Here is a 24,394-nt window from a genome sequence, read left to right as displayed (position 1 = left end):
TCGAGGTTGGCTCGTCGCGCACTGCGCAACCCGAACGTGATGAACTCCAGGAGAAGTGCTGTGGGCGGACCCCTTCCCCTGCTGTCGGTCGTCGTGCCGGTCGGCAGCGTCGGCCCGTGGTTCGACGTCGCGCTGGAGGCGCTCCGGTCGCAGAGCCACCGTCGGCTCGAGATCATCCTCGTGCTCGACGGGCTCAGCTCCGGGGTGACGGAGTCCGTCCGGTCGCTCGCCACCGAAGACCCGCGCATCGTCGTGCTCGAGATCGGGGAACGTGGCGGAGCCGGCAACGCCAGGAACACCGGGCTGGGCGTCGCGACCGGCGACTTCGTCGCGTTCGCGGACGCCGACGACCTCGTGCCGCCCGCTGCCTACGAACGGCTCCTTGCCGTGTTCGCCGAGTCCGGTCCGGAGATCGTCAGCGGGAGGGCTGAGCAGTTCACCGGGGACGGGCGCGAGTCGACCTACTGGACGACGGACGACGCACTCTGGACGACCGGGGGGACCGGCCTCCGACTCTCGGACACGCCGCAGCTGGCCTTCGACCACACACCCTGGAACAAGGTCTTCAACCGCACGTGGTTGCTCGAGTCCGGCGTCGAGTTCCCGACCGGCACCACCTGCGAGGACGTTTCCTGGTGGGCGCGGCTCGCGGTGGGAGCGAGGGTCGACGTGCTGCCCGAGGTGGTGTACAGCCACCGGCGACACGACGAGTCGGTGACGTCGGGCATCGGCCGGGGCGACGACCTGGACGACTGGGTCGAACAGACCCGTGCAGCAGTCGAGACGTACGCGGCACACGGGGCGGATGGGGCGACGGCGGCTTTCGGACGGCGGCTGATCCGCCGAGAGGCGTGGACGCGGGTCCGCGGGATCGGCGTGCTCGACCCAGCCGGCGCCCGCCTGCTCGCCGATTTCGTGCGGTGGATCGGCACCTGGGTCGACGAGACCGAGTTCGACGACCTCAGCGCCTACCCCGGCGCCGCCTACGCCCTGCTCCGGGCGAAGGAGCCGGGACTCGCGGCCGAGCTCGTCGAGACGTTCGACCGCCCGGCAGAGGACGTCGTCCTGCGGTGGGGCAGTCTCGCCGCCGAGTGCGAGCGGGCCCTCGGTCCCGACACGGAGCGCGGCGCTGACCTGTGGCGCGAACGCCTGTTCCGGCCGGTCGTCGATGCCGCACAGCGTGGCGATCCGCTCCCTGTCCGTCCAGAGCTCGTCGCGGCGTTCTGGGACGAGTTCGTCGGCCGTGGGCTGGACGAGCACGAACAGGTCGTGCTGTCCGCGTTGCGGGACGGAGCAGTGGACGACGTCGTGTTCCTCCGACGCAATCGTCGCGTCCGTGCGACCGCCGACCGACACCGTGGTGGTCTCCGGATCAGCATGACGGGTCTCGAGCACCCGGCACCGGGGAGTGTCGTGCTCGAGCGCGACGGAACCCGGACGGCAGTGCACCGGGGCGTGCTGTCATCGGACACGGTCGTGTCGTCGGCGAGGCCTCGGCCGGGTGACAGGTGGAGCGTCGAGTTCACGCTGCGCGACGGGCGGATCCACCGTGTCGAGGTGGCCGTCGCACCGTCGGCACTGAGCCGCGTCGCCGCCGTGCTCAGGACGAGGAGTCGGCCGTGAGCGCACAGCTCTCCGTCGTCATGCCGGTGCACGACGTCGCGCCGTGGATCGAGGAGCAGCTCGACTGTGTCCTGCGGCAGGATGTCGACCTCGAGGTGATCGTCATCGACGACCGGTCCACCGACGAGACGGTCGCGATCGTGGAGCGGATCGCGTCCGGCGACCCCCGTGTGCGACTGCACCGATCCCGAGCAGCGGGGGGAGGCGCCGCCCGCAACCAGGGGATCGACCTCGCGCAGGGCGAGTACCTGGTGTTCGCCGACGGTGATGACCTGGTACCTGACTGGGCGTACCGGGCGCTCATCGACGCAGCCGAGCGCAGCGACGCCGTGATCGCGCTCGGCCGGCACCTCAAGTTCAGCTCCGGGTCGACCTGGGAGCCCATGTCGAGTTGGTACGACGTCCTGACCGAGTCGGTGACGGACCTCCAGGCCATGCCGAGGCTCTTGGCGAACCGCGCATGCTGGAACCGGGTCTTCCGCACCGACTTCCTGCGCGCGTCGGGCGTCCGGTTCCCGAACGCCCCGCGCTCCAACGACATCGTGCCGATGGTCCGCGCGTTCCTCGCTGCGGACCGTGTCGCGGTGGTGCCGGAGGTCGTCTACCTGTACCGCGAGCGTCCGGGAGCCTCGTCCATGACCGCGAGGGCGTCGGGCATCGACGGCGTGCTGAGCTACTTCGATCAGGAGATCGAGGTGGCATCACTCCTCGCCGATGCCGCACCGGAGGTCCGCCGCGCGCACGCCGAGGTCGTCCTCGACGCCGACGGGTACGTCCACCTCGAACGGTTCCTCCGCGGCCAGCCGGATGCGCACGACCTGCACCGGGTCATCAGGGCGGTGCACGATCTGCTCGCGGTCGTGCCGACCGAAGATCGTCAGGCGCTCCGTGCCGAGCGACGAGCGCTCTGGTTCGCGGTGGCCAACGGAGCGGGGGAGATCGCCGTGCGCCTCGCGTCTGCGCTGCACGACGCGCGCGACGACCGCGACGTGCCGCCGGTGCTGCTCCGCGCCTGGGTGGACGTGATCAACTCGGTCGGTGTGCTCGGAGGGGCAGCCGTCTTCGCACTCGATCGCGGATCCCTCGTGAACGACGGGCCGTTGGTCCTGCTGGCGAACCGCGCGGAGCACACCGACGTGTCGGTGCTCGGATCCGCCGTCACGGACCTGGGCCCGCTGACGGCAGGGGTCCAAGGGAGCTCCGAACTCCTGCGAGCGATGGCGGACGCCGTCCACGGGCAGGACCCGCTCGCAGTGCAGCTGGTCTCGACGGTGCGGCACCTCGCACCGCTCGTCGTCGACGAGGCGCACCCGGACGCCGGCGGCCTGACCCTGAGCGGATCAGTGGCCGGGCCGGTGCCTGACGGTGTGTCCCTCGACATGGTCCTGACCGCAACCCCGACCGAAAACGCCACTGTGACCGGAGCCGGGTCAGCGGGTACTCAGGCCGTCCTCCGGGTCGATCACCGCGCGTCCCGCTGGTCGCTGCGCCTGGAGAACGGCGACGTAGTCACCGGCAGACACCGTGCCGTGGTCCGGATCTCGTTCCGTGGTCTCCGGCTCGACTTCCCGGTCGTGACCGCGAGGATGCCGCTCCCGCCCGTTCCGAGCGGCGTGCAACTGCAGCCCCTGGCCGACCGTGCGGACGGCTGGCGGTTCCTCGTCGACCGTCGGGTGCCGAGCGGGCACTTCGCCCGACGGCTCCTGCGCGCAACGCGCTCCGTGCTCAGGAACTGAGGCCGGCGAGTTCGTCGGCCGGGTGCCCGGCGGTCAGGGCATCGCCGATGACCATGCGGTCGAGGTCGGCCATGAAGTCCTGGAAGAACGGTCGTCCGAAGTGCCAGGGCGAGATGCCGTAGGGGTGCGCGCCGTCGGAGTGGTACGAACGGTCGCGGTTGTCGATGGTGCGGAGGTCGTGGCGGGCAGCGATCGAACGGTAGAGCGAGTCGTACCGGTCGTTCTCCCGCAGCAGCCGCTTGTACAGGTCATCCCGTTTCTGGTCTCCGCGGTACTTCACGAACTCCAGGTCGCCAGTGCTCGTCCGGTAGTACGAGCTGTACCGGAAGCAGTTCAACACCAGAGTCGTCTCCGGGAGCGCCTGTCGCTGCCATGCCACGAGCTCGTCGACGGCCTGCTCGAGGAGCGGCACGTACTCGGCGCTCGCGTTCGCCATGTGCAGGGTCGTGAAGCTCTCACCCGCAGCGAAGAAGTCCGTCTTCCGGAAGCTGTTCGGGTTGTTCGTGATGGTCGCGTCGCCGATCCGCGCGAGCCCGTACCGGACGTCGGAGTAGAGGTCGAACAGCAGGTAGTCGGGCGCGAACGACTCGAGTTCTGCGCGGTCCGACTTGGCGATGTCGCGCGCCATCGTGCGCGCCCCGTGCTCGTTGACCTTGTCACCCGGCTGGATCTGTTGCGCGATCTTCGGAGCGACGGGTGCCGACAGGAAGCTCACGAGACCGGTCTGCCACGCGAGCGGACCGAGGTCGTAGACATCCTTGTAGTGCGGGTTGTTCCGTGTGATGAACGCTTCTCGCGTGACGCACGAGCCGATGATGGCCACCTTGATCCGTGACACCGAGTTCTCCGTTCGATCGAGCATGAGCCAGCAACAAGGGTTGATTATGCCTCAGGGCGCGTGGCGGTCCGCGTCGGCAGGCCAGCCGTCGTGTGCCGCAGGAGCGCCTCGTATCGGCGGGAGACCGCGAACGGCGCGAGCCGGGCCGTGAACCCGAGTGCGGCGCCGCGTTCCGGCAACGGCTCCGACAGCACCCGGGCGAGCGCGCCGGCATCACCGGGTTCGAACCACCGGACCCAGGCTTCACCGCCGAAGTCGCTCCGGAGGTGCGCTTCGTCGGGCAGCACGACCGGCACGCCGAAGGTCGCGGCGAGGTGGAGGCTGCCGGAGTTCAGGACGCGCCGGTACGGCAGCACCGCGATGTCCGCGGCGTCGAACCAGCGCTTGACCTCGGCGTCGGCCACGTAGTCGTGGTGACGGACGGTGCGGAGCCCTTCGGGCACGAGCCGATCGATGGTCGCTTCGTCCTCGGCCGACGTCCTCCCGGCGAGCAGGAGGACGAACCGGCCGGCGGCGGACGCCTGCTGCAGGGCCTCGATCAGGACGTCGACTCCCTTGTACGGACGGATCTGTCCGAAGAAGAGCACGGCGACGTCGTCGTCATCGAGTCCGAAACGTGCTCGTGCCTCCGCCCGGGACCCGTTGCCGTCGTAGATGCCGCGGTAGCTCGGGTGGGGGAGGTGTTCGACCGTTCGCCCGGAGAGGTCGTAGAACGGCGCCACCACGTCGCTCGTGCGGGAGTTCATGACGTGCACCGTGTCCGCGGTCGCGGCCAAGTAGCGGTTCAGCGCGATCTCGTGCTCCTCGTGCCGGACGTCGTGTGCGAGCGCGTTGTGGATCGTCCAGACGACCCGGGCGCCGTGTGCCCGCGCTCCGTCGACCGCGGCTCGGAACCGAGCGAGTCGGGCAACGGCCTCGGCGGCGTCGTCCGCACGCTGCACGATCGGAGCTGTCCAGTGCACGTGCACGACGTCTCCGGTGCCGAGGGAGCTCAGGTCGTGCTCGAAACGCTCGAGCCTCGCGGACTCGAGGACGTCCCACCCCGAGGCGCGTGGAGCCAGGAGCATGAGGTTCAGGTACGGGTTGTCGCGGTAGACGGGGAAGACCGCGAGCCGCGGTGGACGGCCGTCGCGAGGACGCGAGCGCGCTGTTGGAGCCACATGGCGATCCTACGAGGGGTCGCCGGTGCTCCGGTCGATAGCATCGAGGGATGTTCAGAGCTCGATCCAAGATCACCACCGATACACCGCTGACCTTCGCCGTGTCGGGTGACTCGGTCACGGCCCGCCCCGAGTCCTGGCGTGACCAGCTCGGCGATCGCCGTCTTCGGCTGGTCGGAGGCTTCGCCGAGGACGGTGCGACGTCCGAGCGTGCGTTCGGTCAGGTCCGTCGTTCACTGGCCGACGTGCTCGTGGTCATGATCGGCATGAACGACGTCCGGGAGGGCGTGCCCTTCGAGGAGATGACCGCGAACATCGAGAAGATCGTGCGGTTCGCGGAGTGTCAGACACCCCTGATCTGCTTGGTCCCGCCGAACAACCGCACCAACGGCACGGTGAACCAGCGTACGAACGGTGTCGTGGCGAACCGGCACTTGTTCGACCTCGGTGCGCGACGAGGGTGGGTGGTCGCGGATCCGTTCGCCTTCGCCCGGGCCTCCAACAACTCGTGGGGTGGCGGCATGTCCGAGGACGGCGAGCACCCGCTCCCGCACGTCTCCGCAGAGGCGGCGGTCCGCATGCGCCTGTTCATCCGGCAGGCAGCGGCGACGATGGGTCTCAACCAGTGAGATGAGGTCGGTCGGCGCTCAGTCCAGCGTCGCGACGATGTACTCGGCCTCGTGGAGGACCGAGCAGAACGCCAGCCCCTCGTGGTCGAGCGCATCGCGCTTCCGGATGACCGCGCCGCACACAGCGCACTTGGTCGTGAAGGTCGACCGCATTGCATCCGAGAGGAGCGACATGCGAGCAGCCTGCTCCGGCAAGGTGAACAGCAGGCCTCGTTTGTCTCGGAACCTGGTGAACGTGCCCGAAGAATCCGCCTCAGAATCGAAACGCGCTCAGCTCCGCGGGCTCGTGGTGTTCGCTCGCCACCTGCGCCGAGGGAGCGCTCACAGCGACCGGACGACCTGCCCCGCCTCCGCCACAGCCCCGACCACGACGGCGAAGTCCCCGTCCGCGACGGACTGCCCCTCAGCCAGCCACACGACGTTCCGCGCCCCCGGCTGCGGCACGAACGACGAACCACCCGGCCCCGAAGACGGTGCCCCCACGACCAGCACGGTCACCTCGTCCAACCCGCTGGATCCCCGGTACCAGGACGTCGGCATGTCGACCTGCACCACGTGTCCCGCGGCTTCGAGTGCGATGACCAGTGCGGACACGTCCGCGACGCGCGTGCCGTCGTGCTTGACGGCGACACGTAAGCCTGCAGCCCCCTCCTCCCGGACGATGACCGGTCGCGAGGACCGCACCATCACGCCGTGGCCCTTGGGGAGCCCGGGGGCCACTCCGAGGTAGCGCAGTCCGGCTGCGTCGTACCGGTCGACGGCGTCGGCGTCGGGGTACTGCCCGTGCCAGCGCTCGTCGAAGATGCGGCGGTTGTCGACCCGGGCGTCGTCCCGGCCCGGCGTGCGGCTCTCGTGGTGGACGACGACCGACGACGGGACGACGACGAAGGCGGAGCCCGCCGGTGACGCCGTCAGTGCGCGGAGACACAGGTCCACGTCCTCCAGCCCGTTGGCGTACACGGGGTCGAACCCGTGCCAGCGGATCAGGTCGACGGCACGGAACGCCGCGGCGGCTGCGGTGATCGCCGAGAACCGCACTGCGCCGGCGGAGCCCGACCCGAACACGCGGTCGGCGTCGTGCCGCGGGTGCTCGCCGAGGAAGTGCCAGGGCAGCACCTTGTCCCCGCCGAACACCGTGCCGGCGGCCTGCACGACGCCGTCCGGGTACACGAGCAGGGGCTGCGCGCCGAGGACCGACGGGTCGTCCAGCGCGCCGACGAGCGGCCGCAGCCAGCCGGTGGTGACCTCGGTGTCGTTGTTGAGCATGACGACGGTGCCGCCCGAGGACCGGGCGAGTCCGAGGTCGCTGCCCAGGGCGAAGTTCCGGTTCCGGTCCTCGCGCTGCAGGACCACCCGGGGTTCGTCACGGAACCAGGCACCGAGGATCGCGGAGACCGATCGCGGAGAGCCGTTGTCGACCAGGACGACCTCGACGCGGTCGCCGTCGTGGTCGGCCGCGCCGAGGACGGCATCGACGGCGCGCCGGGTCATCGTCCAGTCGCGGAACACCGGGACGACGACCGAGACGAGTCCGGTGTCGCGCGTCGGTGCGGCGGACGCCAGGGCGTCCCAGTCGATGCGGTGGCGGGCGAGCGCGACCTCCTGCCACGACGCGGGCTGGGCGGAGGAGACCCGTCGCTGGTCCCGCACGTTGTCGTAGTCGACGCCGATGACGGGCACGTACGCAGGCACCCCGAACCGCTGCCCGATGCGGAGCAGCCACTCCCAGTCGATCCAGCGTCGGAGCGTCTCGTCGAACGGGCCGACCCCTGCTGCGACGTCACGGCGGACCACGAGCGCGTTGAGGTCGATGAAGTTGCCCGCGAGCAGGTCGTCGAGCGTGCCGTCCTCGCCGCGGTACGTCTCGACGGGCGCGGTCCGGTCGTCCGCGTTGTTCGCGCCGACCATCCGCAGACCCGTGTGCACGGCGGGCCCGTCGGTCTCGAGCAGAGCCGCGAGGGCCGCGGTCAGGTGTTCCGGACGCCAGGTGTTGTCGGCGTCGAGGAACGCGACGAAGTCGCCACGCACGGCCGCGAGTCCGGTGTTCCGTGCGGCGCCGGCACCGCCGTTCTCCCGCTCGAGGAGCCGGATGCGCCCGTCTTCGGCAGCGAGCCCGCGCACGACGTCGACGGTGTGGTCGCCGGACCCGTCGTCGACCACGAGGAGTTCCCAGTTCGTGTGCTGCTGCGCTCGCACCGAAGCGATTGCCGCACCGACCACGTCGGCGCGCCGGTACACCGGCATCACGATCGACACGAGCGGTTGCTCCGCGTCGCGCCGCGCGACACCGCGCGGGTACCGGCCGAGGGCCTCGGCGACCTCGGGCCCGTCCCACGTGGACCGGTAGCGTCGCCGGGTGCGGTGCTGCGCACCGGCGAAGGCGCGCGCATCGGCGACGGCTGCGTCGCGTGCGGCGCCCCAGGTGGGAGCGTCGCCACGGCGGCCTGGAGGCACGGGGAGCGTGGTCGCATCGGTCGCGTTCCGCAGGAAGTGCCGGAGCGCATCGAGCGTGGTCGCCGGGCGGTCGGCTCCCGGCACCGAGGCGGCGTACACGCCTGCGTCGAAGAGCGGCCCGGTCTGGAAGAGCTCGGGGCCCTCCTGGTGCAGGGCGTCGTACCAGGACATCGCGGGGACGGGCTGGTGCTCGCGCATCCACTCGTGCTCGACGAGCGGGTGCAGCGAGAGCCCCCGCTGCCCGTCGTTGTGCACGTAGAACGCGACGGCGTCGGCGTCGGTGTCGAACGTCCGCCCGGTCTGTGCCTCGATGTACGCGCGGTCCAGTACCTCGAACTCGCCGATCCGCCGGGCCCAGCGGTCGAGCCGGTCGGTCACGGTCAGCGGTCTGTCCGGGCCCCGGAAGGGTCGGGCGAGGCGCCGTGCGACGCGGCCGATGCCCTTGGCCTCGGCCATCAGCGGCGCCCCGGCAGTCGTGCGGCGACCTTCGCGATCGCCTGGCCGGTGCGGAAGGACCTGCTCGCGCGCAGGTCGGCGAGCTCGTGGCGCAGGCGCACGACCTCGTCCGCCGCGCTCGCCGCGGCGACGTCGGCAGCCGTGAGGTCGAGGGGGAGCAGTGCCGCCCACCGACGTTCGAGCGCGTCGGCCGTGCCCGCGAGCGGGGCCGTCAGCGCGTCCGCGATGCGTGCACGGGCGTCGGTGACCGCGCCCGGTGTGACGACCACGGCGAAGTGGTCCACGACGGCCGCGAGGGTGTCGGCACCCGTCCGGTGCGCTCGCGACGACCACGGCACTGCGTTCTGCGCGGCCCGTACGACCACCAGGTGGAGCGCCCGGCGGTTGGCCGTGACGACGTCCGCGGGCGCCGGGTCCACGAGCACGGCGACGGTGACGAGGTCGTCTGGGCTGGGGTCTCCGGTGGTGACGGTCCACGCGGCCGGTGCCGACGTACCGGCGGGGAGCCGGGCCTCCAGGTCGAAGCCGTCCCCGAAGGCCGCTTCGACCTGGCGGACGAGCGTGTCGGCGTCCTCGACGTGCCGCAGGTCCACGGCGAGCCGCGGGCGCTGCCCCGAGGGGACGAGGACGTCGGCGAACCGCTCGGTCGCCGTCATGCCGTGCCGCTGGTACGCGGCCACTGCGTCCGGCAGGAACGGGTAGCGACCCTCGAGCACGCGCTGGTGTGCGGCGCGCAGGGCGCTGCGGTTGCCGGAGAAGCTCTTGCCGCCGGCGTGCAGGACCAGCGCGCGGTTGGCGATCTTGGCGAGCCAGCCGTGGGCGGCGATCCGGAGGCAGTAGTCGTTCTCCTCGCCGTAACCGGGCGCGAAGGCCTCGTCGAACAGACCGTGCTCGGCGATCAGCTCGCGGCGGGTGAGGAAGCAGAACCCCATCGCGACGGGCAGGACCTGGGACACCGGGAGCAGCGGTGCGAGCTCGCCCCAGACCCGTCGGGTGCGGTCCTCGGTGCGGGCCGCGCCCCGGTTGGTCAGGCGGTAGGGGATGCTCGCGATCGTCGCGTTGTCACTGCGCGCGGTGACGACGCCGGTGCGGTCCTCGTCGAGGACCGCGAGCATCGCGTCGAGGAACCCCGCCGTCGGCACGGCGTCGCTGTTGAGGAGCAGGACGGCCTCGGTGTCGGGCTCGTCGGCACCGCGGTCGAGTTCGTCCACAGCATGGTTGCACGTGCCGACGAACCCGAGGTTGTGGTCGTTCCGCTCGTACCGGAACCCGGGGCGGTCGCCGATCCGGTCGAGCAGCGCCCGCTCGATGGTGTCCGCATCGGGCCCGCAGTCGTTGACGAACAGGGCGCGGTGCCGCTCGGCGTCGAGGTGCTCGAGGAGCCCGTCGACGCACCGCAGCAGGGAGTCGAGGTCGCCGTACACGGGCACGACGACGAGGGTGGAGCGGGTCATCGGGTGGACTCCTCTGCTTCGAGTGCACGTGCGAGGGCGTCGACGGCGGTCTCCAGCGGGCCACCGAGCACTCCCGCGGCCAGGGGCACGTGCCCGGTCGGGCCATCCGCAGCTGCCTGCCGTACGGCGTCGGCGACGGCCAGGCCGAGGGAACGGGCGTCGGCGGGGACCGCCTCGAGGTTCGGGTGCAGGTGCGCCCGGGTGCCGCGGAACTCGTTCGTCACGACGCGTGCGCCGGACACCGCGCCGTCGAACGGTGGGTGGCTCGGGTGCGGGCTGTGCTGGAGCGACAGCACCACGTTCGTCGATGCGATGAACCGGAAGTAGTCGTCCCAGGGCATGGTGCCGTGCGAGACGAGCTTCACGTCGCCCCGGCCCCCGTCGAGCTCGACGTCGCCGTGCTGTTCACCGGCCGAGTGGAACTCGACCCGGATGCCGTCGTCGGCCAGCTCCTGCACCGCGACCCGCAGCGCGGCGACGCCGAGGCGGAACAGGTTCCGGTGCTTGCTCGGACGGCCGTAGAAGAGGACCCGGACCACGTCCTCGTGCTTGCGGGCAGCGGCCACCCGTGCGAGCAGCTCGAGGTCGAGGTGCGGTGCGAAGGTGTGCTCGGAGGGGACGTCGAGGCCCTCGACGTCGGCCAGGTACCGGCGCAGCGGCTCGGAGTTCACGAGCATGCGGAAGCCGGCGCGGTAGGTCGAGGCAGCGACCGCGTACTCGGTCGACCACGGGCTGAAGCCGGGTTCGTAGTCCTGCACCAGATACACGACGCGGTGTCGGGGGACGACCCCGGCGGTGACGGCGACGTCGATCGGGTGCGCGGTCTTCCAGTGCGTGGCGACCCAGACGTCGTCGCGGCCGAACTCGGTGTCCAGGACGTCCTCGCGCCGGACCACGCGGACGCCGGGACGTCCGTCGACGCGCGACTCCGGGAACCGGTCGGCGACGAGCGCCTCGGCTGCGGCGGCACTGTTGCCGGGTGTCGTCCACCGGACCATGACGACGCGGACCCGCCGGCCGAGCCGGTCGCCGAGCGCGAGGGCGACGGCCAGGGCGGTCTGCACCCCGGCGAAGGCGGCACCCTCGCGGAGTTCGTCGACCACGAGCACCACCTCGGGATCGCGGTCCACGGTGCGGATGCCGGCGAGCGACAGGCTCGTCTCCACCAGGCCGTCGAACGGGCGCGCGGCCAGCGGCGCACGATCGCGTTCTCGCCGAGCCACACCGACGTCGACCCGGGACACCGTCCGGCCGAGTCGCTCACGGACGTCGTTGCGGTAGTGGCCGTCGCGGGCGTACCGCTCGTTCACCCGGACGAGGTCGCTCACGAGGCGCCGTGCCTTCTCGAAGTTCATCAGCCCTCACGTTACTGGGCGTCGGCGTTCGGCTCGGTAGGATCGGACCCCTCATGATGCAGCGAATCGACCTCCGCGGCGGCCTCCCCGCCCGTGCCGAACTCCTCCGACTCATGCCCCGCGCCGCGGGTGACGTGTCGCACGCGGTCGACGCCGCGCGCGAGTTGATCGAGGACGTCCGACACCGTGGGGCCGCTGCCCTGCACGACCAGGCCGAGCGCTTCGACGGCGGGGCTCCCGCGAACGTCCGGGTGCCCGCTGCCGAGATCACCGCCGCCGTGGCCGGGCTCACGCCCGAGGTCCGGGCAGCCCTCGACGAGGCCATCCGCCGGGTCCGGGCCGCGAGTGCCGCGCAGATCCCCGCCCCGTCCGTGACGACCCTGGCCGACGGCGCCGAGGTCCACCAGCGCTGGCAGCCGATGCGCCGCGTGGGGCTCTACGTGCCCGGTGGCAAGGCCGTCTACCCGTCCAGCGTCGTGATGAACGTCGTCGCGGCCCAGGTCGCGGGCGTGCCCTCGATCGCCCTCGTGTCGCCGCCGCAGCGCGACCACGGCGGCGCGGTGCACCCGACGATCCTCGCCGCGGCGGGGCTGCTCGGCATCGACGAGGTCTACGCGATGGGCGGCGCCGGAGCCGTCGGCGCGCTGGCGTACGGCGTCGCCGAGATCGACCTCGAGCCGGTCGACCTGGTCACCGGTCCGGGCAACAACTACGTCGCCGCCGCCAAGCGCCTGGTGCGCGGGGTGGTGGGCATCGACTCCGAGGCCGGGGCGACCGAGATCCTCGTGATCGCGGACGACACCGCCGACGCCGGGTTCGTGGCCGCCGACCTCATCAGCCAGGCCGAGCACGACGAGCAGGCCGGCAGCGTGCTGGTGACGACGTCCGCGGCGTTCGCCGACGCGGTGGAAGCCGCCATCCCGGAACGCACCGCTGTGCTCGGGACGGCAGCGCGCCTCCAGACCGCCCTGGACGGACCGCAGTCCGCGATCGTCCTGGTGGACTCGCTGACCGACGCCGCGACCGTGAGCAACGCCTACGGGCCGGAGCACCTCGAGATCCAGACGGTCGACGACGACGCCGTGCTGGCCGACATCGACGCCGCCGGTGCGGTGTTCGTCGGGCCGAGCACGCCGGTGAGCCTGGGGGACTACCTGGCCGGGTCGAACCACGTGCTGCCGACCGGCGGCCAGGCCCGGTTCGGGTCCGGGCTGTCCGCGTCGACGTTCCTGCGACCCCAGCAGATCGTCCGGTACACGCCCGAGGCCCTGGCCGAGGTCGCGCCGCACATCGTCGCCCTGTCCACCGAGGAGCAGCTCCCCGCGCACGGGGCCGCCGTGACGGAGCGCACGAACCGATAGCCTGGGGAACGACATGTTCTGCCCCTTCTGCCGCCACCCGGACTCCCGCGTCGTCGACTCACGGACGAGCGACGACGGAACCTCCATCCGCCGCCGTCGACAGTGCCCCAACTGCGGTCGACGGTTCTCGACCACCGAGACCGCATCGCTCAACGTCGTGAAGCGCAACGGTGTCACCGAGCCGTTCAGCCGCGACAAGATCGTCTCCGGCGTCCGCAAGGCGTGCCAGGGGCGTCCGGTCACCGACGGTGACCTGGCCGTGCTCGCGCAGCGCGTCGAGGAGACCGTGCGGTCCTCCGGATCCAGCCAGATCGATGCGAACGACATCGGCCTCGCGATCCTCGCGCCCCTGCGGGAGCTCGACGAGGTCGCCTACCTGCGGTTCGCGAGCGTCTACCAGGCGTTCGACTCGCTCGAGGACTTCGAGGACGCCATCGGCCAGCTCCGCCGCGACCACCATGCGGCGTCCGACACGGCCGCCGGGTCGTCCACATCGTCCGGCACGCGCGCGTGAGCGGCATCGCCGAACGCATCGTGCGCGGCGGCTACCGCGTCGTGTTCCGCTCCGTGTTCGCGAACATGGACCCGGAACGTGCCCACCACCTGGCCTTCGCCGTCATCGCCGGGCTGCCCCGCGTGCCGTTCCTGAGCGGCGTCGTCGAGCGGTACTGCCGTCCCGCGGCGGCCGACGGCATCACCACGATGGGCATCCACTTCCCGTCGCGCTTCGGTCTCGCGGCCGGGTTCGACAAGGACGCCCGCGGCATCGCCGGTCTGGGCCTGCTCGGCTTCGGCCACGTCGAGGTCGGCACCATCACCGCCAAGCCGCAGCCCGGCAACGAGCGCCCGCGCCTGTTCCGGCTGATCGGCGACCGTGCCCTGATCAACCGCATGGGCTTCAACAACCACGGCGCCGCAGCGGCCGCCCGGCGCCTCGAGCGCGCCCGCCGCAACCCCGGTCGCCCCGTCATCGGCGTGAACATCGGCAAGAGCCGGGTCGTCTCCGTCGAGGACGCCATCGACGACTACCTCGAGTCCACCCGTCGGCTCGCGACGTTCGCGGACTACCTGGCGGTCAACGTCAGCTCGCCGAACACGCCCGGTCTGCGCGGACTGCAGGAACTCGACCAGCTCCGACCGCTGCTGTCCGCGGTGCGTGACGCCGCCGGCCGGACGCCGGTGCTCGTCAAGATCGCGCCGGACCTGACCGACGAGCAGATCGACGCGATCGCGGGCCTCGCGGTCGAGCTCGGGCTGTCCGGGGTGATCGCGAACAACACGACGATCTCCCGCGACGGGCTGACCGCCGATCCGTCCGACGTCGAGGCGATGGGCGCCGGGGGACTCTCCGGTGCGCCGGTCGCCGCCCGCTCGCTCGAGGTGCTGCGTCGCGTCCGCGCCGCGGTGCCCGCCGACTTCTGCGTCATCGCCGTCGGTGGCGTGACCACCGAGCAGGACGTGCAGGACCGCATCGACGCGGGAGCCACGCTCGTGCAGGGCTACACGGCGTTCCTCTACGAGGGACCCACCTGGGCCGCGCGCATCAACCGGCTGCGCCGTCGGCGGCTGCGTCGCGCCGCGCGGTAGACGCGACCACCTGACGGACTGGAGGCCCGTGGCGACACCGCCACGGGCCTCCAGTCCTTCCTGGGAGCGCGCCTGCGCCATCGGGTGAGCAGAACACGCCGTGGCTCGCCAGTCGACCCGTCGTGTTCTGCTCACTCGATCGCCGATGCGGAGCGTGGGAGCGGGGAACAGGGGAGCGGGAACGACGAAGCGCCGCCCGGCAGGCCGGGCGGCGCTTCGTCGTGTGCGTGTGGCTAGAGCGTGGGGTACTGCCCACGCCGGACCTGGGGCTTCGGCAGCCGCAGGAAGCGCAGCTGCCACGCCCGCGTGAGGATGTAGAGGAACGTGCCGCGCTGGAACTCGCCGAACTTGTTGGTGAGCTTGCGGCGGAGCGACAGCCACAGCACCACGCAGTCGATGATGAACAGCGCCACGAACGCCCACACGAGCAGGAGCGAGTAGGACGCGATGACCGTCTGCGCGGCCGCGAACCCGACGATGAGGAACAGCACGAGCACGGGCATCATGACCTCGCCGACGTTCCAGCGGGCGTCGATCCAGTCGCGGACGAAGCGTCGCTGCTCACCGCGGTCCTTCGCCGGCAGGTAACGCTCCTCGCCGTTGGCCATGCCGACCCGGGCACGCTCGCGCTCTGAGTTGAGGCGGGCACGGGCAGCCTTCTTGTCGACCGGCGTGTTGCCGACGAGGGGGCGGCGGTTCGCTGCCTCTCGCTCGCGGCGGGACGGCGTGGGGCGGCCCTTGCCCTGCTCGAGGAGCTCGGCCTCGGTCGGGTTGACGGTCGTGTTGGTCTTGGGGGCTGCCTTCGCCACGGTGCGTTCCTAACGGCGGTGTGCGTGCGGGATCTCCTCTAGATTACCGGGCATGACCGACAGCGAACAGCACAGCCCCGCGACCGACCCCGCGCTCCTCGACGCCCTGCGCGAACACGTGCAGGGCGCACTGCCCACGACGATCGCCGACCTGTCCGCGCTGGTGCGCCTGCCGTCGGTGTCCTGGTCGGCCTTCGACGCGTCGAACGTGCGCGCGAGTGCCGAGGCCGTCGCGGACCTCGCCCGGTCGACCGGGGTCTTCGGCGCGGACGACGTCCGGATCGTGCGGTCCGCGGTGTCCGGGTCGACGGCCGACGTCGCCGAGGCCGACGCGGAGACCGAGCTCGGCCAGCCCGCGGTGCTCGCGGTGCGCCCGGCGCGGAACGGCAAGCCGACGGTGATGCTCTACGCCCACCACGACGTGCAGCCGCAGGGCGACGAGGCCCTGTGGGAGACGCCGCCGTTCGAGCCGACCCTCCGCGGTGACCGCCTGTACGGCCGCGGTGCCTCGGACGACAAGGCCGGCGTGATGACGCACATCGCGTCGCTCCGCGCGGTGCACGCCCAGTTCGGTGACGACCTCGACCTCGGGATCGTGCTCTTCGTCGAGGGCGAGGAGGAGTTCGGCTCCCGCTCGTTCCGCACGTTCCTGCGCGAGCAGAAGGAGCACCTCGCCGCCGACGTCATCGTCGTGGCGGACAGCGACAACTGGTCCACCGAGGTCCCGTCGATCACGGTCTCGCTGCGCGGCAACGTCACCTTCAAGCTCACCCTGACCACGCTCGAGCACGCCAGCCACAGCGGCATGTTCGGGGGAGCGGCCCCGGACGCGATGATCCCGATGGTGCGGCTGCTCGCCTCGCTGCACGACGCCGACGGCTCGGTCGCCGTCGCGGGGCTGTCCTCGTACGAGGCCGACGTGCCGGAGCGCACCGAGGACGAACTCGCCGTGGACGCCGCTCTCGTCCCAGGTGTCCGCCCGATCGGCACCGGCGCCGTGCTGTCCCGCATGTGGTTCCAGCCGTCGATCACGGTGACCGGCATGGACGTGCCGAGCGTCGCGAACGCCTCGAACACCCTGCTGCCCTCGGTCTCGGCACGGGTCTCGGTCCGCGTCGCCCCCGGTCAGGACGCCCGGCAGGCGTCCGCGGCCGTCGAGCGGCACCTGCGCGAGCACGTCCCGTTCGGTGCACGGATGGAGATCACCGAGCCGGACAGCGGCGACGGGTTCCTCGTCGACACCGCCGGCTGGGCCGTCCAGGAGGCCCGCACGGCCATGCGCGAGGGCTGGGGTGCCGAGGCGGTCGAGCAGGGCATCGGTGGGTCGATCCCGTTCGTGTCCGACCTCGCCGCGGAGTTCCCGGACGCGCAGATCCTGGTCACCGGCGTCGAGGACCCGGACACGCGCGCCCACAGCCCGAACGAGTCGCAGCACCTCGGGGTCCTGCACCGTGCCATCGCGTCGGAGACGATCCTGCTCGCCAGGCTCGCGACGCGCAGCTGAGGGTGCTTACAATCGACGCCAGGCGCGGTGACCAGCACCGCCCGGAGGGAGACGCGCGATGAGCGACACCATCACCGAAGCACCGGCGACCGAAACGCAGTCGCACGGCGTCCTCCTGAGCGACGCCGCTGCCGGCAAGGTGGCGAGCCTGCTCGAGCAGGAGGGCCGCGACGACCTGCGCCTGCGCCTCGCCGTCCAGCCCGGCGGCTGCTCGGGCCTGATCTACCAGCTGTACTTCGACGAGCGCCTGCTCGACGGTGACGTCACCGCCGAGTTCGACGGGGTCGAGGTCGTCGTCGACAAGATGAGCGTCCCGTACGTCGACGGCGCGACGATCGACTTCGAGGACACGATCCAGAAGCAGGGCTTCACGATCGACAACCCGAACGCGCAGGGCAGCTGCGCCTGTGGTGACAGCTTCCACTGATCGCCAGTGATCCGACACGCGAGCGGGGAGCGACCGGAAGGGTCGCTCCCCGCTCGCGTTCGTGTGACCGGACATGGCGCACCGGGGCGCGGTGTGACCGGGCGAAATCGTGCCCGCAGACGTGCGGATCGAGGCCAGAACCGTGTCGTGTGTGCGCGAGCGGTACCGAGCTGCGAGTAAGCTAGGAGTGTTCCAATCAAGCTGGGAGCCAGCCATGCGCCGCCTTCGTGCGGCTCGCCGTCGGACTCGACGGGCTGACCTCCGAAGCTCACGTCTTTTGCGAGAGGTAACAGTGCGTTCGAATCGCCGTATACGTTGGGCGGCCGTCCCGGTGGCCGTCGGTCTGGTCATCGCACTGGCTGGCTGCACGCAGCAGCAGATGAACGGATGGCTCCCCGGCACGGAGGAGACGAAGAACGTCACCAACCACACGAGCCGCATCGTCGGCCTGTGGACCACCAGCTGGGTCGTTCTCCTCGCCGTCGGTCTCATCGTGTGGGGCCTGATCATCTGGGCCGCGATCGTCTACCGCCGCCGGAAGGGCCAGACCGGCCTGCCCGTGCAGATGCGGTACAACATGCCGCTCGAGATCTTCTACACGATCGTGCCGCTGATCCTCGTGCTGGGCTTCTTCGCCTTCACCGCGAAGGACCAGGCCGCGATCGAGAAGCCCTTCGCCGACCCGGACGCCACCGTGCACGTGTACGGCAAGCGCTGGGCGTGGGACTTCAACTACATCAACAAGGACAACCCCGAAGAGAGCGTCTACTACCAGGGCATCCAGGCCCAGGAAGAAGAGAACGCCAACGGGGCGATCGACGAGTCGCAGCTGCCGACCCTCTACCTGCCGAAGGGCAAGAAGGTCGCGATCGAGCTCTCCTCGCGCGACGTCGACCACTCCTTCTGGGTCATCGACTTCCTGTACAAGAAGGACATGCTCCCGGGCAAGACCAACTGGGAGTACTTCATCCCGGAGAAGCTCGGCACGTACCAGGGCAAGTGCGCGGAGCTCTGCGGTGAGTACCACTCGCTGATGCTCTTCCAGGTGAAGGTCGTCACGCCGGCGCAGTACCAGGACTACCTCGACACCCTGAAGGACCAGGGCAAGGTCGGTCTGCTCGGTGACGAGTACAACACCAACACCAACGAACCGAACAACAAGGCGCCGGTCGAGGCGTCCAGCGAGAACAAGTAGGGGCTCGTCAGATGACAACGTCACTCGTCGGCCAACCGACCCAGACCTCGTCGCCGGACTTCCAGGCGTCGAAGGTGGGTCGGAAGGGCAACATCGTCGTTCGGTGGATCACCTCCACCGACCACAAGACCATCGGGTACATGTACCTGATCGCGTCGTTCATCTTCTTCCTGCTCGCAGGTGTGATGGCCCTCGTGATCCGCGCCCAGCTCTTCGAACCCGGCCTGCACGTGGTCGCGACGAAGGAGCAGTACAACCAGCTGTTCACGATGCACGGCACGATCATGCTGCTGATGTTCGCGACGCCGCTGTTCTCCGGCTTCGCGAACGCGATCATGCCGCTCCAGATCGGTGCGCCCGACGTCGCCTTCCCGCGACTCAACGGCTTCGCCTTCTGGCTCTACCTGTTCGGCTCGCTCATCGCGGTCGGCGGCTTCCTCACCCCGCAGGGCGCTGCTTCGTTCGGGTGGTTCGCCTACGCGCCACTGAGTGACACGACGTTCACACCAGGGCTCGGCGGCACACTCTGGGTCTTCGGGCTCGGCATGACCGGCTTCTCGACGATCCTCGGCGCGGTGAACTTCATCACCACGATCATCACGATGCGTGCCCCGGGTCTGACCATGTTCCGCATGTCGATCTTCACGTGGAACACCCTCGTGACGGCGCTCCTCGTCCTGATGGCCTTCCCGGTCCTCGCGACGGCGCTCTTCGGCCTCGGGCTCGACCGCGTGTTCGACGCACAGATCTTCAACCCGGCCAACGGCGGGGCCCTGCTCTGGCAGCACCTGTTCTGGTTCTTCGGGCACCCCGAGGTCTACATCATCGCGCTGCCGTTCTTCGGCATCGTCTCCGAGGTCTTCCCGGTGTTCAGCCGCAAGCCGATCTTCGGGTACAAGACCCTGGTCTACGCGACCATCTCCATCGCGGCCCTCTCGGTCACGGTGTGGGCGCACCACATGTACGTCACCGGCGGAGTCCTGCTCCCGTGGTTCTCGCTCATGACGATGCTCATCGCGGTCCCGACCGGCGTGAAGATCTTCAACTGGGTCGGCACGATGTGGCGCGGTTCGGTCACGTTCGAGACGCCGCTGCTCTGGGCCCTCGGCTTCCTGATCACCTTCACCTTCGGTGGTCTGACCGGTGTCATCCTGGCGTCGCCCCCGCTCGACTTCCACGTGTCCGACTCGTACTTCGTCGTCGCGCACTTCCACTACGTGGTCTTCGGAACCGTCGTCTTCGCGATGTTCTCCGGCTTCTACTTCTGGTGGCCGAAGTGGACCGGCAAGATGCTCAACGAGCGTCTCGGCAAGATCCACTTCTGGCTCCTGTTCATCGGGTTCCACACCACGTTCCTCATCCAGCACTGGCTGGGCGTCATCGGCATGCCGCGTCGCTACGCGACCTACCTGCCGAACGACGGCTTCACCTGGATGAACCAGCTGTCGACGATCGGCTCGATGATCCTCGCGATCTCGTTCCTGCCGTTCATCTTCAACGTCTACGTGACCGCCCGGAACGCACCGAAGGTCGCCGTGAACGACCCGTGGGGCTACGGCCGCTCGCTCGAGTGGGCGACCTCCTGCCCGCCGCCGCGCCACAACTTCACGTCGATCCCGCGTATCCGTTCGGAGTCCCCGGCCTTCGACCTGAACCACCCCGAGGCCGGTGTGCCGATCGGTGTGGGTCCCGCGAAGGACGCCCCCGATGCCCCGACCTACGACGCCGCGAAGGGCGAGGTGAAGTAACGCCATGCGCGCGAACACCAACCTGTTCTGGATCCTCTTCGGGTTCTTCATCCTGGCGGACGCCGCCTACACCACGTGGGCGATGATCTACTACGGCGAGCCCGAGTGGGTGGGCACCGTCGCGATCGGCCTGACCGGCCTGATGTCGGCGTTCATCGCCTTCTACCTCGGCAAGGTCATGTCGTCCCAGGGCGGGGTCCTGCCCGAGGACCGTCCCGACGCCAACATCGAGGACGGCGATGCCGAGCTCGGGCACTTCAGCCCGTGGTCCTGGTGGCCCATCCTGCTGGCCGCCGCGGTCGCCGTGTGCTTCCTCGGCGTGGCCGCCGGCCTGTGGATCGTCCCGATCGGGCTCGTCCTCGTGGCGATCACCCTGGTCGGCTGGGTCTACGAGTACTACCGCGGCAACTTCGGGCACTGACCCGGCGCTGCAGCGCACCTGACACTTCGGGCGGCACCAGAACGGTGCCGCCCGAAGTGCGTCCAGGAGACGAACTCCGGTCCCGATCCGGAACAAACGGGCCCGCCCGCGACTTGACTGGAGCGGACCTCCCACCACAGCGAAAGGAGTCACCTCAGGTGACCGACAAGCGCACCCTCATCATCTTCGGCGCGACGGGCGACCTCGCCTCCCGCCTGCTCCTGCCGGGCCTCGGCACGTTCCTGCAGAGCGGCCGTGCCGTCCCCGTGCAGCTGATCGGCACGGGCCGCAGCGAGCGCAGCCCCGAGAAGTGGAAGGACATCGTCACGCAGTCCTTCGCGTCGCAGGACGTCAAGGGGCCGGAGGTCGACGCGACCATCGAGTCGACGCAGTTCATCCAGGGCGACCCCACCGACCCGAAGCACCTCGAGGCGCTCCTGGCCGCGGCCGACTCCGAGCCGATCCTGTACTTCGCGCTCCCGCCGCAGATCGCCTCCGACATCTGCGAGGCGCTCGAGCACGTCGAGCTCCCCGAGGGCACGACCCTGGCCTTCGAGAAGCCCTTCGGCACCGACGTCGCCAGCGCCCAGGCCCTCAACGAGACGGTGCTGAAGCTGGTCCCGGAAGAGCGCGTGCACCGCACCGACCACTTCCTCGGCCGCACCACGGTCCTGAACATCATCGGTCTGCGCTTCGCGAACCGCCTGTTCGAGCCCATCTGGAACGCCGACAACATCGAGAAGGTCGACGTCTTCTACGACGAGACCCTCGGGCTCGAGAACCGCGCCCAGTACTACGACGAGGCCGGGGCGATGGTGGACATGATCCAGTCGCACCTGCTGCAGATCCTCGGCATCGTGACGATGGACGCCCCGGCGGACATCGACGCGGTCGAGTTCCGCTCGTCCCTGGCCCGGGTGCTCCGTTCGACCCAGCTCAAGGGCGGCGACCCGAAGATCGCGTCGCGTCGCGCCGTCTACACGGCCGGCACGATCGACGGCAAGGAGCTGCCGTCGTACCAGGACGAGGACGGCGTCGACAAGTCGCGGAGCACCGAGACGCTCGCCGAGATCTCGGTCGAGGTCGACACGGCCCGCTGGAAGGGCGTTCCGTTCACGCTGCGCTCCGGCAAGGCACTCGGCAACAGCCGGAAAGAGGTGCTGATCACCTTCAAGCCGGTCACCCGCCTGCCCTCCGGCCTGAGCGGTCGCCCGAAGGCCGACACGCTCCGCATCGTCCTGAACCCGGACGAGATCGAGCTGACCGTGTCGGCCAACGGCGGTGGCAACCCGTTCGAGATGGGCCAGGTCACCCTGTCGTCGTCGTTCAGCGACGGCGAGCTCACCCCGTACGGCGAGGTCCTGAACGGCATCTTCCACGACGACCCGCTGCTCTCCATCCGCGGTGACGTGGCCGAACGCTGCTGGGAGATCGTGGAGCCGGTCGTCGCCGCCTGGAAGGCCGACGAGGTCCCGCTCGAGGAGTACCGCGCCGGTTCGCGCGGCCCGGCGGACTGGGAGTCGTCGTCCTGACGGACGCGCTGCCGACGTCCTGAACGGACGCCCTGACGGACGGGAGGCCCGGTGCCAGCTGGCACCGGGCCTCCCGTCCGTCGTGGGGTCGCCATCAGGGCATGGCGAGACGCATCAGGCGGGGGAGCCGGCGCGCTCACCCTCGCCGGTCCACGACCGGGTGCCGCCGTCGTGGACGGGCAACCGCGTGCGGTGCCCGACGGTCGCGCCACGGGCGCGCTCGATGGCGTCCGCTGCCGACACGAGCGTCAGGTGCGACAGCACCTGCGGGGTGTTGCCGATGTGGTGCCCGGTGGCGACGTCGATCTCTTCGGAGAGCATGCCGACGTCGTTGGCGTACCCGACGAGCACGTCCATCAGGCGCTCGGCGTCCTCGACCCGGCCGGAGGCGGCGTACTGCTCCACCAGCCAGAACGAGCACGCCAGGAACGGGTGCTCGGCGCCGGACAGCCCGTCGAAGCCGGCCGTCGTGCGGTAGCGGAGCACGAGGCCGTCGTCGCCGACGCGCAGGTCCTCCTCGATCGCGCGCACGGTGCCCGTCATCCGGGGGTCGTCGGCGCGGCAGAACCCGACCTGCGGCAGGACGAGCAGGCTCGCGTCGACCTCGCCGGTGTCGTAGTGCTGGCGGAACGAACCGCGCTCGGCGTTCCAGCCGTGCTCCTCGATCTCGGCGCGGACGGTGTCGCGCAGGGTGCGCCAACGGTCGACGGGGCCCTCGAGGCCGAACTCCTCGACCGCGGCGACCCCACGGTCGAACGCGGCCCAGATCATCACCCGCGAGTGCGTGAAGCTGCGCCGCGGCCCCCGCATCTCCCAGATGCCGTTGTCCGGCTCCTGCCAGTGCTCCTCGACGTAGCCGAGCAGTGCCCGCTGCAGCGCCCAGGAGTCTGCGTTCTCCTCGACCCCGAGCTCGCGGGCGTCGTGCAGTGCCGCGAGCACCTCGCCGAAGACATCGCCCTGGTACTGCGTCGAGGCGCCGTTGCCGACGCGCACGGGCGTCGACCCGAGGTACCCGGGCAGCTCGGGCAGTTCCCGTTCGGGCAGCTCGCGTTCGCCGGCGATGCCGTACATGATCTGCACGTCGGCGGGGTCGCCCGCGATGGCACGCAGCAGCCAGCCGCGCCAGTGCGTGGCCTCGTCGCGGTAGCCGTGGGCGATGAGCGACGCGAGCGCGAGGGAGGCGTCGCGCAGCCACACGTAGCGGTAGTCCCAGTTGCGTTCGCCGCCGGGGTCCTCCGGCAGGCCCGTGGTCGCGGCGGCGACCACGCCACCGGTCTCGCCGTGGGTCATCGCGCGGAGGAACACCAGCGACCGTCGAGCGGCGTCGGCGTACCGGCCGGTGGTCTGCGCGGGGGCGGTCCACGCCGTCCACCACTGCACCGTGTGGGCGAGGGCCGCGTCGACGTCGAGTGGCTCCGGCGGCTCGCGGTGCGACGGGTACCAGGTGAGCACGGTGTCGAGCACGTCGCCGTCGTGGATCGTCGTGACGGCGGTGTGCCGGTGGTCGTCGGCGCGGAACTGCGGTCCGCGCACGATCACCGAGCCCGGACCGGCCGTCGCGAGCAGCGCCGGTTCGTCGTCGTCCCCGATCTGCCGGATCCACGGCAGGGCCCGTGCGTAGTCGAACCGGATCCGGAGCGTCTGCCGGAGTTCGACGGTGCCGCGGAGCCCGCGCACCCGGCGGACGATCGAGGGGCGGTGCGCGCCGACGGGCATGAACTCGGTGACCTCGACCACACCGTCACGGGTGGTCCACACGGTCGAGAGCACCAGGGTGTCGCCGTGGTACCGCCACTGGGCCGTGGCCTCGTCGTCGACGGGTCGCAGGGTCCAGTGGCCGTGGTCCTCGGTGCCGAGCAGCGAGGCGAAGGTGGACGAGCTGTCGAAGCGTGGCAGGCACGCCCAGTCGATGGTCCCGTCGCGGCCGACCAGGGCAGCGGTGCCGGTGTCGCCGATCAGGGCGTGGTCCTCGATGCGGTTCGGCGGTGTGGTCGGTGCGGCTGGGTGCGGTGCGGCTGGGTGTGGTGCGGCTTCGGGCGGTGCGGCCGGCTCGGTGCTCATGGACCGATCGAACACCCGGTGCCCGAGCGCCGCGGTCGGCGACG

20 protein-coding genes are annotated in these 24,394 nt (G+C 70.5%); 12 read left to right on the top strand and 8 right to left on the bottom strand.

Features of this window, described 5'->3' with window-relative positions; all coding sequences use genetic code 11:
- Window positions 1-60: 60 nt before the first annotated feature.
- Entirely contained in the window at window positions 61-1,623 is a 1,563-nt protein-coding gene (locus tag DEJ04_RS11565) for a glycosyltransferase (protein ID WP_181437804.1), read from the top strand.
- The gene (locus tag DEJ04_RS11560; RefSeq protein WP_111047151.1) at window positions 1,620-3,359 is read left to right on the top strand and encodes a glycosyltransferase family A protein; all 1,740 of its coding nucleotides are present in this window, start codon (window positions 1,620-1,622) and stop codon (window positions 3,357-3,359) included. The genes DEJ04_RS11565 and DEJ04_RS11560 overlap by 4 nt, the downstream gene beginning before the upstream one ends.
- Here the strand turns inward: DEJ04_RS11560 and DEJ04_RS11555 are convergent.
- Window positions 3,349-4,197: a DUF6270 domain-containing protein gene (locus tag DEJ04_RS11555; protein WP_181437803.1), complete on the bottom strand. Its 849-nt coding sequence runs from the start codon at window positions 4,195-4,197 to the stop codon at window positions 3,349-3,351. The genes DEJ04_RS11560 and DEJ04_RS11555 overlap by 11 nt on opposite strands.
- 44 nt (window positions 4,198-4,241) lie before the next feature.
- Window positions 4,242-5,357: a glycosyltransferase gene (locus DEJ04_RS11550; RefSeq protein WP_111047149.1), complete on the bottom strand. Its 1,116-nt coding sequence runs from the start codon at window positions 5,355-5,357 to the stop codon at window positions 4,242-4,244.
- A gap of 50 nt (window positions 5,358-5,407) precedes the next feature.
- Here DEJ04_RS11550 and DEJ04_RS11545 point away from each other — a divergent pair, with 50 nt between their 5' ends.
- On the top strand, window positions 5,408-5,986 hold the full coding sequence (locus DEJ04_RS11545; RefSeq protein ID WP_111030345.1) for an SGNH/GDSL hydrolase family protein: 579 nt from the start codon (window positions 5,408-5,410) through the stop codon (window positions 5,984-5,986).
- An 18-nt stretch (window positions 5,987-6,004) separates the two neighbouring features.
- Here DEJ04_RS11545 and DEJ04_RS18435 read toward each other — a convergent pair whose 3' ends face one another.
- The 4 genes from DEJ04_RS18435 to DEJ04_RS11530 form a co-directional block, all read right to left on the bottom strand.
- Window positions 6,005-6,160: a hypothetical protein gene (locus DEJ04_RS18435; protein WP_175529707.1), complete on the bottom strand. Its 156-nt coding sequence runs from the start codon at window positions 6,158-6,160 to the stop codon at window positions 6,005-6,007.
- A 147-nt stretch (window positions 6,161-6,307) separates the two neighbouring features.
- Window positions 6,308-8,896, bottom strand: coding sequence for a glycosyltransferase (locus DEJ04_RS11540; protein ID WP_111047148.1), 2,589 nt, complete (start codon window positions 8,894-8,896; stop codon window positions 6,308-6,310).
- Window positions 8,896-10,350, bottom strand: coding sequence for a glycosyltransferase family 2 protein (locus tag DEJ04_RS11535; RefSeq protein WP_111047147.1), 1,455 nt, complete (start codon window positions 10,348-10,350; stop codon window positions 8,896-8,898). Before DEJ04_RS11535 ends, DEJ04_RS11540 begins: the two co-directional genes overlap by 1 nt.
- Window positions 10,347-11,705, bottom strand: coding sequence for a hypothetical protein (locus tag DEJ04_RS11530; RefSeq protein ID WP_111047146.1), 1,359 nt, complete (start codon window positions 11,703-11,705; stop codon window positions 10,347-10,349). Before DEJ04_RS11530 ends, DEJ04_RS11535 begins: the two co-directional genes overlap by 4 nt.
- A 53-nt stretch (window positions 11,706-11,758) precedes the next feature.
- Here DEJ04_RS11530 and hisD point away from each other — a divergent pair, with 53 nt between their 5' ends.
- From hisD to DEJ04_RS11515, 3 genes are read left to right on the top strand one after another with little or no spacing between them, the layout of a single operon-like run.
- The gene (gene hisD, locus DEJ04_RS11525) at window positions 11,759-13,066 is read left to right on the top strand and encodes a histidinol dehydrogenase (RefSeq protein WP_111023126.1); all 1,308 of its coding nucleotides are present in this window, start codon (window positions 11,759-11,761) and stop codon (window positions 13,064-13,066) included.
- A 13-nt stretch (window positions 13,067-13,079) separates the two neighbouring features.
- A complete protein-coding gene (nrdR, locus tag DEJ04_RS11520) occupies window positions 13,080-13,580 on the top strand; it encodes a transcriptional regulator NrdR (RefSeq protein WP_111047145.1) in 501 nt (166 codons plus the stop codon).
- Window positions 13,577-14,653, top strand: coding sequence for a quinone-dependent dihydroorotate dehydrogenase (locus DEJ04_RS11515; RefSeq protein WP_084741082.1), 1,077 nt, complete (start codon window positions 13,577-13,579; stop codon window positions 14,651-14,653). Before nrdR ends, DEJ04_RS11515 begins: the two co-directional genes overlap by 4 nt.
- 233 nt (window positions 14,654-14,886) lie before the next feature.
- On the opposite strand, the gene DEJ04_RS11510 is transcribed toward DEJ04_RS11515, so the two are convergent.
- Window positions 14,887-15,462, bottom strand: a complete 576-nt coding sequence (locus DEJ04_RS11510) for a DUF3043 domain-containing protein (RefSeq protein ID WP_111023129.1) — start codon at window positions 15,460-15,462, stop codon at window positions 14,887-14,889.
- A gap of 52 nt (window positions 15,463-15,514) precedes the next feature.
- Here DEJ04_RS11510 and DEJ04_RS11505 point away from each other — a divergent pair, with 52 nt between their 5' ends.
- From DEJ04_RS11505 to DEJ04_RS11480, 6 genes are all read left to right on the top strand, one after another.
- Window positions 15,515-16,966 (top strand): dipeptidase, encoded by a 1,452-nt coding sequence (locus DEJ04_RS11505; protein WP_111047144.1) that lies wholly within the window; start codon window positions 15,515-15,517, stop codon window positions 16,964-16,966.
- A 58-nt stretch (window positions 16,967-17,024) separates the two neighbouring features.
- On the top strand, window positions 17,025-17,393 hold the full coding sequence (locus DEJ04_RS11500; protein WP_181437802.1) for an iron-sulfur cluster assembly accessory protein: 369 nt from the start codon (window positions 17,025-17,027) through the stop codon (window positions 17,391-17,393).
- A gap of 292 nt (window positions 17,394-17,685) precedes the next feature.
- A complete protein-coding gene (coxB, locus tag DEJ04_RS11495) occupies window positions 17,686-18,588 on the top strand; it encodes a cytochrome c oxidase subunit II (RefSeq protein WP_027465265.1) in 903 nt (300 codons plus the stop codon).
- Between the two features lie 11 nt (window positions 18,589-18,599).
- Window positions 18,600-20,336, top strand: a complete 1,737-nt coding sequence (gene ctaD / locus DEJ04_RS11490) for a cytochrome c oxidase subunit I (protein WP_027465266.1) — start codon at window positions 18,600-18,602, stop codon at window positions 20,334-20,336.
- 4 nt (window positions 20,337-20,340) lie between these two features.
- Window positions 20,341-20,757, top strand: a complete 417-nt coding sequence (locus tag DEJ04_RS11485) for a cytochrome c oxidase subunit 4 (RefSeq protein WP_027465267.1) — start codon at window positions 20,341-20,343, stop codon at window positions 20,755-20,757.
- Between the two features lie 158 nt (window positions 20,758-20,915).
- Window positions 20,916-22,289 (top strand): glucose-6-phosphate dehydrogenase, encoded by a 1,374-nt coding sequence (locus DEJ04_RS11480; protein WP_071405720.1) that lies wholly within the window; start codon window positions 20,916-20,918, stop codon window positions 22,287-22,289.
- A gap of 114 nt (window positions 22,290-22,403) precedes the next feature.
- On the opposite strand, the gene DEJ04_RS11475 is transcribed toward DEJ04_RS11480, so the two are convergent.
- Window positions 22,404-24,350, bottom strand: a complete 1,947-nt coding sequence (locus DEJ04_RS11475; protein WP_258371362.1) for a glycoside hydrolase family 15 protein — start codon at window positions 24,348-24,350, stop codon at window positions 22,404-22,406.
- Between the last annotated feature and the right edge of the window lie 44 nt (window positions 24,351-24,394).

The organism is Curtobacterium sp. MCLR17_044 (genome assembly GCF_003234435.1).
Classification (GTDB): domain Bacteria; phylum Actinomycetota; class Actinomycetes; order Actinomycetales; family Microbacteriaceae; genus Curtobacterium; species Curtobacterium flaccumfaciens.
The sequence above is the reverse complement of the archived record's forward strand: the minus strand, read 5'-3'. Positions and strand labels throughout refer to the sequence as shown.